Below are 16,684 nucleotides of genomic sequence, written 5' to 3' on the forward strand. Positions count from 1 at the left end.
GATCACACGATAACATTTCTATGCGTTAATCGTTTTTAGTACCTTTAAAATGGACGCAGGAAGCTTTTTACAGACTTCCTCTGAAATGGATGCAACAGATACACGAAGTCCTTTTCCAAGCGGAACCGCAAAGATTCCTTCCTTCTGAAGGGCTTCTCCTGCCGCATCTGGGTTATCACATGGAATGGATACGAAAAAGCCTGCATCAAATGGGACGATTTCTAGTCCCACTTCATTTGCTGCCTTCTGAAAGGCCTTCCCACGCTGAACCAGCATTTTGCAATAACCTTGTCTCTCCGAAGTTACCTTGGCAAGAAGTTCTTCATCGGCATAAATACTGGAAAGCGTCGCCATAGCAGCTCTGTTGCAGTTGGACCAGGTTCCTCGGCTTGAGAACGAGCAGACTGTCTTAAACTCGTCGGCAATTTCCTTCTCCGATGTCATACAGATCATGGCACCGCTTCTCATTCCGTACATCGTGTAACTCTTAGACAGACTGTAAGCAATGACAACCAGAATGTTGGAGGGGAGATCCTCAAGCAAAGGATAGAACTTTCTATATTCCTCTTCGTCTCCTGCATAATCCACATAGGCTACATCCACCAGCAGTGTAATCTTCTTTGTAGGATCTGTGGTTGCAGCTTTCGCAATGCTGAGAATGCTGTACCAATCGTCCTTGGTAAAGCTATAACCTGTGGGGTTGTGAGCCGGGGTGTTCAGTATGATAACCAGACCGTCTTGGCTTCCAAGAAGTTCCTTAACCTTACTTTCAAAAGAAGCGGAATTAAAACTTCCGTTTTCATCAAAGAGGGTATACGTAACAATGGATCGTTCAATATCCTGCGCAATGGTGCTGTATGGGGCCCAGAACCAATCTGAAGTCAGAACTTTATCTCCTCGCTTGGAATAATTCTGTATCGTATTTCGGATTGCACCGGTACCTCCCGGTGTCGCAATCGCTTCTGTATATGCTTTCGGTACGTAGCTGCCGAAAGCAGCCTTTTTAATCGCCTTGATAAAATCCGGCGTCCCCGAAATGGGAGCGTAATCCGCATAATCTATGGGAGTCAGCCCTTTAAGCACCTCTACAACAGAGGAAAGGATGACCAGATTACCATCATCATCAAGAAGAGAGCCAATGGTTGCATTGACAACTTTATCAGCGCCTTCCTTTGCGATCATTTCTTTTGCCTTTTGATTAATACCGAATATCTTATCTTCAACAGGGATCACCCTATTATTGGCTTCAGCCATTTTGTAATTCGACATCTAAATACTCACCTACCTTAATTTATATGAAGAACATTATAGCAGATAGATTTAATATATGCGAGAATTATTTCTTTTTTTACGATAAATTATGTGATATATTTGCAAATTCCCCGGTTCTACTGTATTTTTGTACTCAATTTTGTAATTCTCACGATTATTTTGATAAGAAATAAAGACAAGCTTGTTATACTCAAAAGATTTCAATAAAAATAATGTGAATCAAAACCTCCGAAAGTATGAATTCCAGGAAAGAAGGAAATAATACTGTTGGAGGTGTTTTATATGCGATTGAATCCTAAAAAACCAAATGACAGAGTAGCTGTTGCACTTGTTCTTTGCTTCTGTGTAGTTGCGATTGCGTCGATTTTCACAATGAAATCCAATTTTGATCAACTGAATCTTGATGATGACGATAATATTAATATTGCACAAGACGATAATATGATTGATCAGGGGGGGCAGGATGTAGTAAAGCCAGTACCGACTATTGACAGTACTGCGCAGAAACCAGAGCCTGCTGAGACTCCGGGAACAAAAGAGAAAAAGGCAACTTCCTTTACAGTACCCCTTGAGGGAAAGGTAGTAAAAGAGTTTTCAAAGGATGTGCCAATCTATTCTCCTACACTGGATCAATTTATTGTTCATACCGGAGTAGACATTGAGGCTCCTACAGACACCCCGGTGCTGGCTGCGGGAGATGGAACCATAACAAAGGTATATAATGATGACAAGTTGGGAATTACCATTGAGATTGCACATGGCGACGGAATTGTAACAAGATATTCTAATTTAAGTACAACAAAAATGATCGGTGAGGGAGATGTTGTCAAAAAAGGACAAGCCATCAGCGGTGTTGGAAGCTCTTCACTGTTTGAGAGTTTAGAGACTCCACATTTACATTTTGAAGTGCTGAAAGACGGTATTCCGATCGATCCTAGCAGCTATATTAGATAATCCATAGGCCGCAGATTTTCAGAATAGAGAGTCTGCGGTCTAACTTTTTTCAAAAGAAATTCTGCTCGCATCTGCCGTCCTGCGCCTGAACACAGGCTTGGACCATCTCGCTAAAAACCATCCACGATGGTTTTCCTAACGCTCGATGCCCTTTCGGCTCCGATTCCCCTCCTGACAGAAATAAAAAAGGCATTCCATTTCAGAATACCTTTTTTTTGGAGCGGGTGAGGGGAATTTGCAGCTGCCTCGCATGTTTTTTTAGTCCTTAATTCTGCTCGCATGCTTGGACCATCTCGCTAAAAACCATCCACGATGGTTTTCCTAACGCTCGATGCCCTTTCGGCTCCGATTCCCCTCCTGACAGAAATAAAAAAGGCATTCCATTTCAGAATACCTTTTTTTTGGAGCGGGTGAGGGGAATCGGACCCCCGTATCCAGCTTGGGAAGCTGGTGTTCTGCCATTGAACTACACCCGCACGTTGATCCTATTTAACCTGCGAATAAAATGATACCTCAATTGAATCCAAAAAGCAAGTATTACAATTCAATTTCATTCGATATTCTGATGTCATAGAACCTAAAGAACAGAAGATATTAGAGGAAGCCGAAGACGAGCTGAAACTTCCATGGATGATTGACGATAAAAGGGTAGATTTCCCCAACCTGTGGATAAATTTAAAAAAGGGAATTGAATATTTCCATAAAACCCTGCAATCGCAAGGATTACAGAAGTGAAAGTTATACACAAGGCGAAGTGGATAGAATTGTATACAATTTTTTTGGACGTGTGGATAACCACTATAATCATTGAAATTCTAAATAATAACATCTGTTGAAAAGGTTGAAGCAAAAGATGCGGACAATGAATATACTAAAACGAGAGGCGGGTGCTTGGTTTTACGAAATAAAATGGTGCTGCGCACTTCAGTCCTTAACTTTGCTTTGGCAATGTCCAGGCGGCATGATTCACATTGGGGATATTCTCCAAAGCAGAATGCAGAAAATTTAAAATAGAAACAGATGTGAAAATTATGAATGAATTATATGAGATTGTTGGATTATTTCCTAATGTAACAACAGAGGGTTTTTCTGCGGTAAAGTCATCTCTCGCTGTATCTGCAAATTCACAAATTACAGCATTTAACGCCTCGGATCCATTTTTCAGCAGTTCGAACTTCAATGCTACGACAGGATATTATACTGTGCCAACGGCAGGAATCTATCAGATGCAGGCAAACTTGAATTATAATACGAATGCTGCAATTTCAGCCACGCTAAGTGCAGACATTAATCCAGCACTTGAGATCCGGCGGACATCCACACCCGCCGCAACGCTTGCAGCAGGGCAGTTTCCAATTGTGAATCTGAATTTAGATCTGGGTCTGGTACAGCTGACAATCAGAGCAGTGCTTGGCGGTGGTTCCGCTACTGCCACTGGATTAATGAATTTAGATGCAGGGGACGTTTTGCAGCTGTATTATAATGCGGATGGTATGACTGTAGCACTAACTTTAATCAACGTCCAGTGGTTGATCTATCGCGTCGCATAGACCATATCCGTCATGCTGAATACTGCAATGTAAGGCATTCCGAATGGAATGCCTTTGCGATATTACGCACTGCTGAGGCAGACGATATCAAGTGGACTGATTGCTGAATTGAATTTGGGAATGGATATCAATGATAAAAAGGGATGATTTTCAATCAGAAAAGTAGTAAACTAAAAAGGAAATATTATCCTTAAACATCTACTAATGGGATGAAATAAGACAAGCTCTGGTAAGGAAGTGGTGAAATGACGATTCAAAATAATATTAAAGAGACAGCACTCATCTTTGAAGGTGGCGGGATGAGAGCGAGCTATACAGCAGGTTTTCTCAACAACCTCTTGGAGAATGAGCTGTATTTTGATTATGTAGCGGGGATTTCAGCGGGGTCCAGCCACAGCGTAAACTATCTATCGCGGGATACTCAGCGAGCAAAGCGCTCTTTTGTCGATTTGGTTTTGGATCCTCAATTTGGGGGTTGGCACTCCTTCGTTCGAGGTGAGGGATTTTTCAGAGCAAAGTATATCTATGAGGAGACACCCTATCAGGAAGCAGCTCTGCCCTTTGATATGCAAACTTTTCTAGAGAATCCAGCACGGCTTCGCATTGGAGCATTTGACCGTGACTCCGGTGAGATGAGATATTTCTCAAAGCATGACATCAGAAGCATTCCGGATTTGGCGAAAATCGTAAGGTCATCTTCTTCAATGCCCGTGTTTATGCCACCCACTTACTATGATAATTGTTATTACGTGGACGGTGGCCTGGGAGGAGGCATCCCTTTGGATATTGCGAAGACAGACGGTCTAAAAAAATTTTTTGTTATCCTGACCCGACCAAAGGGCTATAGGAAGACGCCGGTTAAGTATCAAGGCGCTATAAAGAGTATCTATCGGAAATACCCGATGGTTGCCGAAGCAATGCTGGATCGACACAACTCATATAACAGCACGCTGGACGAACTGGAAGCACTTGAAAAAGAGGGCAAAGCATTTCTTGTATATCCTGAGACTATGCCGGTATCGAACCGTGAAGTCAATTATTCAAAATTAAAAGAGAGCTATCGGTTGGGGTATGAACAAGGAAAGCGGGACTTGCCTGCATGGAAGGAATTTCTGAAATACTAACAACAGGCTGTGGATAAAATCTGTAGAATCCTGTCGAAAAAGGATAATGAGCATTGAAATATCAACGGTGTACTAGGTTTGGATTATCCACAGGCTAATGTGCATAGAATTGTATACAATTTCTGAAATCATGTGGAAAAGAATATAAAACCTTAAAAATACACGTTTTATGCCTGTTGAAAAATGTGTTGGCAAAACCGTGAATTGATATTGTGTAAAAGAAATTTCTGTGGATTATATTATGGAGTCGTTCGTCTGCACGGGCGTTGGAGCATTAAAAAACCGGAGATATCCACAAGGAAACTCCGGTTTTTTGATTACGTATGACTTGATTGACAGATCCGATTCTTCACTGTCAATTCCTGTATCATTCTACAAAGATTACAGATACGGGACAATTTTCCTGTGCTTCAACTGCAGTACCTTCCGCATCAGCCGGAACGTCCTCCACGATTACTTCTGCCAACCCATCATCAGCCATCTGAAACACTTCTGGACAGATGGAAGGACAAAGGCCACAGCCGATACAGCCGTCACGATCAATTCTCGCTTTCATAACTAACCCTCCTGAAGAAACTAATTTATATTGAATATTATGTCAAAGGATGGACGATGCCATTCTTTGAAAACCTATTCCTGCAAAGAAAACTTGCTGACAAATGCTGCATTTTCATTGAATCCATTCACAGCATGCAGCTTACCATGCTAAAAGACCACAGTCAGCATAAACTTCATTCTAGTAGGTGCAGATACCGCATGAGGGGTTTCTGCAGGCATCAGTATGGTTTCTCCCGCACTGACTAAGTATTGTTCACTGCCAATTGTGACGTCAGCTTGCCCGTCTATCACATAGACCAGTGCATCGCCATGGGAAGCATGGGTACTAATTTCCTCTCCTTGATCAAAAGAAAACAGAGTAAGACTGACGTTAGGGTTTTGGACGAGAGTTTTGCTAACGACCTGGCCCTCCTGATATGCAACCAATTCCGAAAGCGCCTGAACCTTTGACGCTTCAATATTTTTCATAACCTTATTACTCATATGATCCCTGCTTTCATAATTAAACGTAACGTTAGCTTCTATCGGTATCGTAGCATGCAGAGTATCCTTTGTGTGTTGCATTTGCAACATATGTGAAAATTTGTTAGATTCATTATAAATCTTTTCTTGACGGTCTCTGCCGTTACGTTAGGTGAAGATATCCAAAAGATACCATAACAAGAATAGTATGAGCGATACTGGAATAATTATTCTTTCATTTTCAAATCAAATACGTATCCAAACTTTCATTTGCCGTAATAGTTTTTCAGTTGATCGATAAATCGCTGCACATCCTTTTCTTCTGTAGCCCAGGAGGTAACCAAGCGGATTGCTGAGTGGGTATCATCTGTTTTTTTCCATCGGTAGAAAGCATAATCTTCCTCTAACTTGTTTATGATTTCATTTGGCAGGATGGGGAAGATTTGGTTTGACGGCGAGTGTGTTAAAAAACTGCAGTTTAAGTCTAGAAAACATTCATTTAGTAGCCCGGCCATCCGGTTTGCGTGAGCCGCAAGCTCAAAATATAAATGATCACGAAACAACTCTTCAAATTGAATTCCCAGGAGTCTGCCTTTTGCAAGTAGACCGCCTCTCTGCTTGATATGATACCGAAAGTCTTCTTTCAGATCCTCCCTGCAAATGACCAGTGCTTCACCCATCAGAGCACCGTTTTTGGTTCCTCCAATATAGAAGGCATCAACTAGGCCAGCAATATCCTGCAATGTCATGTCATTTTCCCTTGAAGAAAGTGCAGAGCCTAAACGAGCCCCATCCATATAAAGAATTAAACCATTCGATCTGCAGATAAGACTTAGCTGCTCGATTTCCGCCTTGAGATAAATAGAACCTATTTCTGTAGAATTGGAAATGTACACCAATTTAGGTTTTGCCATATGCTCATCCTCATGCTCATCGAGGGCTGCTTGAATATGAGCTGGAGTCAGTTTGCCGTCAGCAGAAGATTTTAAAAGGATTTTATGGCCGGTTGCTTCTATCGCTCCGGTTTCGTGAACCTGAATATGAGCTGTGGAAGCAGCAATAACAGCGTGATGGGGCCTTAAAAACGCAGAAATCGCTGTTAGATTCGTCTGGGTGCCGCCGACGAAGAAATGGATGTCCGCATCTTCTCTGCCGATATGCCGCTGGATCAGAGCCGCCGCTTCCCTGCAATGGGGGTCCATACCGTAGCCTTCGGTCTGCTCAAGGTTTGTCCGGTTCAGAGCATCTAAAATTTGGGGATGGGCGCCTTCACTGTAATCACATAAAAAACTGTACATGGTTATGCCTCCGTATTGCATAAATTTTGCTTCTTTACTCTGCGTTCATTTTATCATTCGTGCAAACCGCAGCTCCGGTTTGCTTCACACCGATACAATGAACGCCTTTCTTCGGCAAAAACTTTCTTGATTTTGCTTCATTACTCTGCGTTCATTATAACATAAGTATAGATCCAAGATAAGCTTCACTAAAAAAGTTGGCCTACACCACTCCGTTATGAGGTACCTAAGTTTCCTTCGGCAGCAGTTTCCTCTGTACTCCACATACTATATTGTAGATAAAGTCATATAAAAAAGGGAGAATAAGACTATTCTCCCTTACAAATCAACATCTGCAGAAATAATCTGAACGAATTCGTTAAAGATCCAAAACTGCAGTTTCTTTTCAAAGAAATAAAAAGACTCAGGCTATAGGTGCATCAATAAGGGACGTAAAGGATTTGCATGCATCTCTTTCCCAAATTTATCTGAAGGCGGTCTGCAATTGACCGCATATTACAGTATATGAACCTTTAACGGGGATGTGACAGATCGTTAGGAGTTGCCAAAAAAATTTCACTTTTGCTAGGAAAGTGCTAGATATTTTTTAAGCAATGTGTTAATATTGTGCAGAGGAAATTTAAAATCACATGTTTTGTGATTTTTTTCATGGGTGAATGCACGAACTGCACATACTATGATAAGAATTGAATAAAGGAAGCTATCGTGAACGAATAGAGGACGGTCATTTGGTGGGGCTTATATTGTACACCCCAAAAATACCGAATCTATTTTTTTATTTTTGCAGGGAGGTGAAAACGGTTATGACAAAGTTTATCTTTGTTACAGGAGGAGTTGTATCGGGTCTTGGAAAAGGGATTACCGCTGCGTCACTTGGGCGGCTGTTGAAGGCCAGAGGCCTAAAGATTGCAGCACAGAAGCTGGATCCTTATATCAATGTGGACCCGGGTACCATGAGTCCGTACCAGCACGGAGAGGTATTTGTAACGGAGGATGGTGCGGAAACAGATCTGGACCTTGGACACTATGAACGGTTTATCGATGAAGATTTAAATAAGTATTCCAACCTGACCACAGGAAAGGTTTACTGGAATGTTTTGTCCAAAGAAAGAGCAGGGGAGTATCTGGGCAGCACGGTTCAGGTCATTCCTCATGTGACGAACGAAATTAAGAAATTTATTTATTCCGTTGGAGAAAATAGTCATGCTGATGTTGTTATTACAGAAATCGGCGGAACAACAGGGGATATTGAAAGTCAGCCCTTTCTTGAAGCGATAAGACAGGTGTCCCTTGAAGTGGGAAAAGAAAATTGCCTGTTTATGCATGTAACGCTTGTTCCCTATATCAAGGGTTCCGGAGAACATAAATCAAAACCCACGCAGCACTCTGTCAAGGAACTCAGAGCGCTTGGAATTTCTCCAGATATTATTGTCACAAGAGCGGACGAGCCTATTGAAGATGAGATCAAACAAAAAATTGCATTGTTTTGCAATGTAAAGCCTGATTGCGTCATAGAAAATATTACGGTTCCGGTTTTATATGAGGCACCGATGATGCTTGAGGAAAGTGGTTTGTCGGAGATCGTTTGCAGAGAACTTCATTTGGATTGCTGTGCAACATATGACATGGGAGAATGGATCTCCATGCTTGACCGCATCAGAAAAAGAGACAAAGCGGTAACCATTGCCATTGTCGGCAAGTATGTAAAGCTCCATGATGCCTATTTGTCCGTTGCGGAAGCACTCAATCATGCTGGCTATGAAAACGGATGCATCGTCAATATCAAGTGGGTTGACTCAGAAGAGGTGACAGAGCAAACAGCAGCGTCTCTTCTTGGAGACTGCAGCGGAATTCTCGTTCCCGGAGGATTTGGAGACCGGGGAATTCAAGGTAAAATTGCAGCAGCGGGATTTGCCCGTGAACATAACATTCCCTATCTGGGAATCTGCTTAGGAATGCAAATTGCAGTGATTGAGTTTGCACAGAAGGTGCTGGGCCTTTCTGAGGCCAATTCCAGCGAATTTGATGTAGACGGATGTCACTCTGTTATAGATTTCATGCCAGATCAGTACGGTGATATCCCCAAGGGAGGAACCATGCGTCTAGGTGCTTATCCCTGCAGTATTAAAGCCGGAAGCATGATGGAAAAGGCATATGGGAAAGATCACATCAGCGAACGCCACAGACATCGTTATGAATTTAACAACAAATATCGTGAATTGGTAGAAGGCAGCGGGATGGTTATAACCGGAACGTCACCGGATGGAAGACTGGTTGAAGCTGTTGAAATTCCAACAAACGATTTCTACGTTGGCGTGCAATATCACCCCGAATTTAAAAGCCGGCCCAATCAGGCCCATCCCTTGTTCCGGGAATTTGTAAAGGCGGCCTTGTTTAGTAAATAACCCAAAGGGGTACTATATGGATGAATAAGGAGGATGTAGCAATGAAGACAAAACAATTAAAAGAGGATCTATTCTGGGTAGGAAATCAAGATCCTGACTTAAGAATATTCGATATCATCATGTACACCGAATTCGGTACTTCCTATAATTCCTATGTTCTGAAGGGTTCGGAAAAAAGTATGGTTTTTGAAACCTCCAAGGCAAAGTTCTCTGAGGATTACCTGGAGAAGCTCACGGGGATCATTCCTTTGAATGAAATCGACTATATTATCGTGAGTCACACAGAGCCGGATCACAGTGGGACTATTGAAAAGCTTTTGGAGATCAATCCAAAACTGAAACTTGTCGGTACGTCGGCAGCGATCAACTTTATGAAGGAGATCTGCAACAAGGACTTCAATAGTGTAATTGTAAAAGATGGGGACAAGCTTTCCCTTGGAAATAAGACACTGAAGTTCATCAGTGCTCCCAATTTGCACTGGCCGGATACCATGTTCACCTTTGTTGAAGAGGATGGAATTTTGGTGACCTGCGATGCCTTTGGCACCCACTACTCGCTGGAAGGGATCACCAATGATACCGTCGCAAGCAAAGAAGATTACATGAGTTCTCTGAAATACTATTTTGACTGCATCATGGCACCGTTTAAACCCAACGTCCTGGACGCGGTCAAGAAGGTGCAGGATCTGGATCTCCAGATGATTCTTACCGGACACGGTCCGGTGCTCATTGACAATCCGCAGGAAATCATTCATTTATACAAGGAATGGGCGACGGAAACCAATCCGAATTCTAAGAAAACAGTTATTATCCCTTATGTGAGCGCCTACGGTTATACGAAGATGATTGCAGACAAGATTACGGAAGGGATAAAAGCCTTCGGGGATATTGATGTAAGGCTTTACGATATGGTCTATGATGATACGGCAAAGGTTTTGGACGAGATGTATTGGGCAGATGGAATCCTATTTGGCACGCCTACCATGGTTGGAGAAGCACTGAAGCCGATCTGGGATCTGACAACGGCGATCTTTGCTAAGACACATGGCAAGAAAATTGCGTCAGCCTTCGGTTCTTATGGATGGAGTGGAGAAGGTGTTCCCAATATTATGGAACGGCTGAAGCAGCTGAATATGAAGCTTTACGGAGAAGGCCTGAAAATCAGATTCAAACCAAATGATGCGCAGCTTCAGGAGGCTTTCGAATTTGGCTATGGCTTCGGAGCATCCGTATTGGCAGGCAAGATTGTTGAAAATGTAAAACCCTCCAGTGCTCCCAAGAAAGTATGGAAATGCCTTGTTTGCGGTGCAGAGATTGAAGGAGAAGAACCACCGGAATCCTGCCCCGTTTGCGGTGTTGGACCGGATCAATTTACGGCGCTTGAAGTTTCTGATACTTCCTTTGTATCCGATAAAGCGGAGCGCTTTGTGATCATCGGAAACGGAGCAGCAGGAACTACAGCCTGTGAAGAAATCCGAAAGAGAAATAAAACGTGCAGTATTGAGATCATATCCAGTGAGAATGTCATCGGATACAACAGACCGATGCTGACAAAGGGCATTTTGTCCGAGGTGGATCCCATTAACTTTTATATCAAGCCCGAGGAATGGTATCGGGAAAAGAATATTACCTTGACCCTTGGTACCACTGTAAAAGAGATTAAGAAGGAAACCAAGGAGCTGGTACTGGAAAACGGAGAGACCAGAGTCTATGACAAGCTGATTCTTGCCACAGGAGCAGATTCTTTCATCCCTCCGATCAAGGGTGCGGGACAGGAAGGCGTTTTTGCAATCCGTACACTGGAAGGCGTTAATCAATTGCAGAAATTCCTGCAGACCGTAGAGAAAACCGTTATAATCGGCGGAGGCATTCTGGGTCTGGAGGCTGCATGGGAGCTGAAGAAGGCAGGAAAAGAGGTCACGGTCATCGAAATGGCCCCCGTTATTATGGGTAGACAGCTGGATGAAAGAGGCTCTGCACTTTTGACAGCGGCAGCTGAGAAATCAGGAATAAAAGTCGTCACTGGTGTTGGAATCGAAGAAATATCAGGAGACGGAAAAGCAGCCGGCGTGAAAATGGCTGACGGAACCTTAGTTGAAGCTGAGCTTGTCATCCTCTCCACAGGAGTTCGCCAGAACATCGAGCTGGCCAAAGTCATCGGCATTGAAGCAGATCGTTCCATCAAGGTCAATGAGAAGATGGAGACCAGTGCAGAGAATATCTACGCCTGCGGGGACTGCGCAGAATTCAACGGAGTCAATTATGCAATCTGGGGCCAGGCAGTTGAGATGGGTAAGGCAGCCGGCATCAACGCTGTTGGAGACGAATATCAATATGAGGCTTTTGTACCGTCAAATGCGTTCAGCGGCATGGGAACTACCCTATTTGCCGTCGGTGACAACGGGAAAGATCCTTCCAAGGTCTACAAGACATTTGAAGTTTATGACGGCGCCAAAAATACCTATGAGAAACTGTATTTTGTCAATAACAGATTCTGCGGAGGCATCCTGATGGGGGATGTGTCCAAGTCGGCAAAATTGCTGGAAGGATATAAAAACCAAGATCCTATTACAAAATTCCTATAGGCCTTAGCAGATAAAACTTTGGAAACTAAAGTAAATTTATCGGGTACTGGCATAATGGATGAGCAATAACGCAACGAAATAAATAATAAATAAAAAACAACACCTCATTCAGGCGGCATCTAGAAATATCCGCCCGAATGAGGTGTTTTGTTTCGCGATCAAAGTTATTGCTGCAATAGGGCCTCCCATCGGGCAATTTTATCTTTCAGCTGCTCAATAAAGATCTGATGGCTGTATTTTGCATGCTCAGGCTGTCTTGTCGAGCGCTCCTCCAATTTAGCAAGTGCTGCTTTTTCGAGCTGAAGTTCTATTTGCAGCTTGTTTGTAAGGGTAACGCCGGAACTCTCAGCGATTAGCATGACTGTTTTTTCCGGCAGGTCTTCAGCTTCGCGATCCCAATGATCACAACAACCAGTTAAGTTTCGGATAAAATTGTTGTCGGAGCCATTGTCAACAATGTCTTCTCCCGCATTGCACTCGATGCGGTTATGGTAGATGAGGCAATTTGAGGAATCTGGGGAGAGCGAGAGCCCGATGCTATCGTTACAGCTGATTCGGTTATTCTGTATGATACTGTAGTCACTCATCACGTATAAGCCGATTTCGTTATTATGATTCATAATGTTGTCAGCTATGAACGTATTTTCAGGGGAGGAAAAGTTCGAGGTACCATTGACGGAGCTGCCGTTCCCTTTACTTTTATTTTCTATTGCGAGGCAGTCTCTGCCCAGAACCACACCAACTCCGTTATAATGAGCACCGAATGCCGTGTTGCGATATGCAAGGCAATTTGCTCCAACGGCGGAAAAACAGCTCAGACCGCTGTTGCAGCCGTTATTACTGATAAATGCATTCCCGGTGCTTTCCGTAAAGAAGGATTCGAAGCAATCGGCAATACAATCCCGTACTTTATTCTCAATGATCCAGTTATCGGTGCTTTCCGTTTCCAACAAAACTCCGAACCGAGTAAGACAGATCTCATTTTTCCAAACCAAATTTGCGGATGACCGCACGATATCAACGCCCCGCTCCGCTGCCTCTTTGATAATATTGGAGAGGATTCGGTTTGCGGAGCCAAAGATCACGACAATGCCGGCATATGCGTAATTTTGAATTTTTATTCCGCTGACTTCAACGCCGGTTGTACCGAAAAGAAAGAAACCATTTGAAAGCTCACCGTAGCCGTCGAATACGACGTGCTGGTTTTTCGCCATGATACGAATATGGCTTTTGCTGATGAAAACCGACTGGTTATAAACTCCTTCTTCGAGAATCAGAACATCCCCCTGAGAAACCTCGTCGGAGGCGATCAAAGAGGTGATGTTTGTTTCGGGCGATACTTTGAAGATCGCCATAGTATCACGCCTTTCTATTCATTCAAACTCAGGCTGTTTCATGGCCATAACGCATCTGCCATGCAGCCGGGGTTAGGGAAGCACTGAATTGATCAAGTTTCCCTAGTACACTATATTCAAGGGAGAGCGATTTGTTGCGAAGCAGCTTGCTGAACCAGAATAAATGGAAAGAACCGGAAGTAAAGCAATTTAATATTTGAATTATTAGTAGGGGGCATATATACTAGTAGATACCTGCTTTGGCACTGCATTTCGGCAGGTACTTTGTGGAGATTTTGCTGCCAGCTTAACAAGTAATAAAAGGAGACGTATCACTGGAGCAGTGATACAAGAAGTACCACAGATGAACATTATGAAGGATAAGAAAACGAAAAAAATGATCGCTATCCTTGTGATTAGCTCGCTTTTTTTAATCGTTTCTGAATTGATCATATCACAAATGATCAGTACTGACTTTTCTATGTTGATGCAAAACCAGCGTCAAAGCTCGGTCAGCAAAATGGTTCATATGGCCTACAACACAATCGAGCCGATTCTCGATGACATGCGCCGCGGAATGCTGGACAAGACAGAGGCCAGAGAAGAAATCATAAATCTTGTTCGCAAAATGACCTACGAGGATGAGTACGGAAAAAATTACATATTTATGAGTTCTTATGATGGCGTAATGCTGGTGCAGCCCTTTGAAAACAGAAAAGAAGGATCCTATCAATGGGATCTACAGGATGTAAATGGTAAATATATCATTCGGGAGCTTGTGAAAGCTGCTAAGGAGACACCATCCGGTGCTTATGTCTCCTATCATTACTATATGCCGGAAGAAAACCGTGTGGAGGAAAAGTTGTCATATGTAATGGGCATTCCGGAAATAGATGCCTATATCGGCACGGGAATGTACCCTGAGAGCGCATATAGGGAGCTTGAAAAAGTGTTGAAAATTCAGCGATATGGGTTTCTTTTCATCACGATCAGTGTGATTATTGCTGCGGCAATATATATTCGTATTTTAATTACAGCCAACGACAGACTTTCTGTTGAGATTCAGGAAAGGATGTATGCGGAAAGCAATATTAGGACCGTCTTTGACTCAATCCATGATACTGTAATGATTCATGACAAAGATGGAGTGATCCTCCAGGCAAACAAAAGAGCGGGCTCTTTATTTGGGATACCGGTAGATCGAATCACGGATTACAGCATTCCGCAGCTCTGCGCGGATGGTTATGAGGCCGATGAAAAGCTGCAGCAAGCGGATACTCTTGAGATGGCATCCATGGTCTTCGAATGGAAATTCAAACGGCCTAACGATGGCAATACCTTTGATGGAGAGGTAGCTTTGAGAAAAAGTATCTGGTCGGGTGACGAAGTAATCGTTTCTGTGATCAGAGATATCAGTGAGCGAAAAAAGCATGAGGATGATATCAGATATCTGGCATATTGTGATTACCTGACTTCACTTTATAATCGTGTATATATCATGAATGAACTGAGAAAGGAATTTGATGCTGCTGATGATGAAGGAGTAAGTGGAGCTATCCTGTTCATAGACCTTGATAATTTTAAGAAGATTAATGACAGCTTTGGCCACTTCTTTGGCGATGAAGTCTTGGTTGAACTTGCAGAGAGGCTTAGGGAGCTTGCAAATCCTAATCTGATTCCGGCAAGGATTGGTGGCGATGAATTTGTTATCTTATATCATAATGCTGACAGCGCCAAAGCGGCCTTGGCGGCAGAGAATGTTCTTTCGGCGTTCCGAAAGCCGATCATGCTACGAGAAACACCCGTACATATCACGTGCAGTATTGGTATCAGTCTCTTTCCTGACGATGGGCGATCCGTGGAGGATTTATTTAAGAAGGCTGACCTTGCGCTTTACAGTGCGAAGGACAAAGGAAAGGACAGTTTCTGTTTTTATGAAGAGATATTAAGCCTTGAGCTGCAATTCAAAAGTGAAATGGAAGAGCAGATGCGGCTTGCCTTTACAAATGGTGAATTTGCGCTTCACTTCCAGCCAATGTTTGACATTAAAAGCCGGAGCATTAAGGGCTATGAGGCACTGATTCGCTGGAACAGTATAAAATATGGATCTGTTTCTCCTGAAGTGATGATTCCTCTGGCGGAGGAAATCGGGATGATCAAGCAAATTGGAGATTGGGTTATTGACAAATCGTTTGCCTTCGCACAACAAACCCAGTTACAGGGACTCTACATTTCCTGCAATGTTTCGTCGATTCAATTGTCACAGAATGACTTTGTGGAGAATGTGCTTGCAAAATATGATCAATATAAGTTGCAGAAAGGCAGTATTGCATTGGAAATCACAGAATCATGCTTAGTAGAATCCTTTGGTGAAGCATCTCAGAAGCTGACTTCTCTCAGGGAAAAAGGGATCCTTATCTATCTTGATGATTTTGGTACGGGATATTCTTCTCTAAATTATTTAAAAAACCTCCCCGCTGACATTATAAAAATTGATAAATGCTTTATTGATGAAATCGCAAATTCCGGAGTGGATAGCAAGATTCTTAAGACCATAATCTCTCTTGTTCATGATATGGGGATTAAAACGGTAGCGGAGGGCGTGGAAACAGAAGACCAGCTTCATTTCCTGGAAACCTGCGGCTGTGATTTGATACAGGGTTATTTGATCAGCAAACCAATTCCTGAAGCTCAGGTTCGTGCGGAATTGGGGCTATGATTGGTAATATGAATCGCTATAAAAAAATACATGGACAAAAATAAAACGTTGTGGTATAATCGGAGAAATGCCTGGATGAAGGATGAACTGAATCCTGAATGCAAGTCCGTTATATACCCTTGAAGGGATTAACTCGAAGTTGGAAAAGAGAGTGTTATTCTGTTGAAGTTTGCGTTAGATGATATCATTAAAAATGTGAATTATGATCAAAGCCGATTGTCGGAAGGGGTTTTCCGTGATGGGGTTCGTGTTTCAATCATTTGTAGCATGAATCAATGGAATGGAGCATCTAGCGATTGCATTTTAGAGATATTGAATGATCAATTAAGTGAAGAGAAAGGGAAAAAACAGAAACTACAATTGAACAGCGAAGGAAAAAGTGCAGGAATCAAATGATATTTTTTGATTCACTGCACTTTTATT

At 42.7% G+C, this 16,684-nt stretch carries 12 protein-coding genes and 1 tRNA gene; 7 read left to right on the forward strand and 6 right to left on the reverse strand.

Going from position 1 to position 16,684, the window contains the following annotated elements:
• Positions 1–18: 18 nt before the first annotated feature.
• Positions 19–1,269 (reverse strand): aminotransferase class I/II-fold pyridoxal phosphate-dependent enzyme, encoded by a 1,251-nt coding sequence (locus FRZ06_20260; protein QOX65528.1) that lies wholly within the window; start codon positions 1,267–1,269, stop codon positions 19–21.
• A 285-nt stretch (positions 1,270–1,554) separates the two neighbouring features.
• On the opposite strand from FRZ06_20260, the gene FRZ06_20265 reads away from it, so the two are divergent.
• Positions 1,555–2,226 carry a M23 family metallopeptidase gene (locus tag FRZ06_20265; protein ID QOX65529.1) on the forward strand — a complete coding sequence of 224 codons (672 nt, stop codon included), beginning with the start codon at positions 1,555–1,557 and terminating at the stop codon, positions 2,224–2,226.
• A 402-nt stretch (positions 2,227–2,628) separates the two neighbouring features.
• On the opposite strand, the gene FRZ06_20270 is transcribed toward FRZ06_20265, so the two are convergent.
• Positions 2,629–2,702 (reverse strand) — tRNA-Gly (locus FRZ06_20270).
• Between the two features lie 555 nt (positions 2,703–3,257).
• Here FRZ06_20270 and FRZ06_20275 point away from each other — a divergent pair.
• Both FRZ06_20275 and FRZ06_20280 read left to right on the forward strand, forming a co-directional pair.
• The gene (locus tag FRZ06_20275; GenBank protein ID QOX65530.1) at positions 3,258–3,776 is read left to right on the forward strand and encodes a hypothetical protein; all 519 of its coding nucleotides are present in this window, start codon (positions 3,258–3,260) and stop codon (positions 3,774–3,776) included.
• A gap of 245 nt (positions 3,777–4,021) precedes the next feature.
• On the forward strand, positions 4,022–4,900 hold the full coding sequence (locus FRZ06_20280) for a patatin family protein (protein QOX65531.1): 879 nt from the start codon (positions 4,022–4,024) through the stop codon (positions 4,898–4,900).
• A gap of 367 nt (positions 4,901–5,267) precedes the next feature.
• Here the strand turns inward: FRZ06_20280 and FRZ06_20285 are convergent, their stop codons facing one another.
• The 3 genes from FRZ06_20285 to FRZ06_20295 all read right to left on the reverse strand — a co-directional run bounded on the left by FRZ06_20285 (position 5,268) and on the right by FRZ06_20295 (position 7,218).
• Positions 5,268–5,456, reverse strand: coding sequence for a ferredoxin (locus FRZ06_20285; protein QOX65532.1), 189 nt, complete (start codon positions 5,454–5,456; stop codon positions 5,268–5,270).
• A gap of 149 nt (positions 5,457–5,605) precedes the next feature.
• Positions 5,606–5,941, reverse strand: coding sequence for a cupin domain-containing protein (locus FRZ06_20290; GenBank protein ID QOX65533.1), 336 nt, complete (start codon positions 5,939–5,941; stop codon positions 5,606–5,608).
• 245 nt (positions 5,942–6,186) lie between these two features.
• The gene (locus FRZ06_20295) at positions 6,187–7,218 is read right to left on the reverse strand and encodes an aminotransferase class V-fold PLP-dependent enzyme (protein ID QOX65534.1); all 1,032 of its coding nucleotides are present in this window, start codon (positions 7,216–7,218) and stop codon (positions 6,187–6,189) included.
• An 803-nt stretch (positions 7,219–8,021) separates the two neighbouring features.
• Between FRZ06_20295 and FRZ06_20300 the strand changes: the two genes are divergently transcribed.
• Together FRZ06_20300 and FRZ06_20305 are read left to right on the forward strand one after the other, a co-directional pair.
• Positions 8,022–9,623 (forward strand): CTP synthase, encoded by a 1,602-nt coding sequence (locus tag FRZ06_20300; protein ID QOX65535.1) that lies wholly within the window; start codon positions 8,022–8,024, stop codon positions 9,621–9,623.
• 41 nt (positions 9,624–9,664) lie between these two features.
• Positions 9,665–12,208, forward strand: coding sequence for an FAD-dependent oxidoreductase (locus FRZ06_20305; protein ID QOX65536.1), 2,544 nt, complete (start codon positions 9,665–9,667; stop codon positions 12,206–12,208).
• A 164-nt stretch (positions 12,209–12,372) separates the two neighbouring features.
• On the opposite strand, the gene FRZ06_20310 is transcribed toward FRZ06_20305, so the two are convergent.
• Complete coding sequence (locus FRZ06_20310; protein ID QOX65537.1) at positions 12,373–13,563, reverse strand: hypothetical protein; 1,191 nt, start codon at positions 13,561–13,563, stop codon at positions 12,373–12,375.
• A 343-nt stretch (positions 13,564–13,906) separates the two neighbouring features.
• On the opposite strand from FRZ06_20310, the gene FRZ06_20315 reads away from it, so the two are divergent.
• Both FRZ06_20315 and FRZ06_20320 read left to right on the forward strand, forming a co-directional pair.
• Positions 13,907–16,261, forward strand: coding sequence for an EAL domain-containing protein (locus FRZ06_20315; protein QOX65538.1), 2,355 nt, complete (start codon positions 13,907–13,909; stop codon positions 16,259–16,261).
• A 162-nt stretch (positions 16,262–16,423) separates the two neighbouring features.
• The gene (locus FRZ06_20320) at positions 16,424–16,657 is read left to right on the forward strand and encodes a hypothetical protein (protein ID QOX65539.1); all 234 of its coding nucleotides are present in this window, start codon (positions 16,424–16,426) and stop codon (positions 16,655–16,657) included.
• The last annotated feature ends 27 nt before the right edge of the window (positions 16,658–16,684 follow it).

This window comes from Clostridiales bacterium (genome assembly GCA_015243575.1).
In the GTDB taxonomy this organism is placed as follows: domain Bacteria; phylum Bacillota; class Clostridia; order Peptostreptococcales; family Anaerovoracaceae; genus Anoxybacterium; species Anoxybacterium hadale.